The organism is Gemmatimonadota bacterium (assembly GCA_030747075.1).
Classification (GTDB): Bacteria; ARS69; ARS69; order ARS69; family ARS69; genus ARS69.
Genome location: JASLLL010000061.1, coordinates 1 through 553 on the forward strand (window position 1 = coordinate 1; position 553 = coordinate 553).

Consider the following 553-nt stretch of genomic DNA (forward strand, 5'->3'; position numbering starts at 1 on the left):
GGCGACTCCCAGTCGTCCTCGACGAACCGGATATCATGCTCCAGGAGATCGATCCCCAGCGCGACCAGGCTGTCCAGGTAGATTTGCTGAATTTCCAGGGGAGAGGGTTTCAGAATCACCTGATATTGGTAATAGTGTTGGAGCCGGTTGGGGTTCTCGCCGTAGCGCCCGTCGGTGGGACGTCTGGACGGTTCGACGTAAGCCACATTCCATGGCTCGGGGCCCAGGACCCGCAGAAAGGTCGCCGGATTCATCGTGCCCGCGCCGACCTCTATGTCATAGGGCTGCTGGATCACGCACCCGTAATCGGCCCAGTACTTTTCGAGCCGCAGAATGACTTCCTGAAAAGTCGAGGCGGCTTGTTTCCGGCTCACCGTTTACTCCCGGCGCGCTTCTTGCCGGCCGCGGCCCGGCGGCTCCGCTTTGCGGGCTTGCGCGCCTTCTTCTGGAGTTTGTACTCGAAACTATCGACCAGGGCCTCCCATGAAGCCTCGATGATGTTCGGAGAGACGCCCACCGTCCCCCACTTGGATTCGTGGTCGCTTGATTCGAT

2 protein-coding genes are annotated in these 553 nt (G+C 60.2%); both read right to left on the minus strand.

The window, feature by feature from the left end:
* The coding region (locus QF819_11130; GenBank protein ID MDP6803703.1) for a glycine--tRNA ligase subunit alpha at positions 1-374 on the minus strand (374 nt) is incomplete at its 3' end.
* Positions 371-553: alpha-isopropylmalate synthase regulatory domain-containing protein (locus tag QF819_11135; protein ID MDP6803704.1), on the minus strand; the 183-nt coding region annotated here is incomplete at its 5' end. The genes QF819_11130 and QF819_11135, both read right to left, overlap by 4 nt.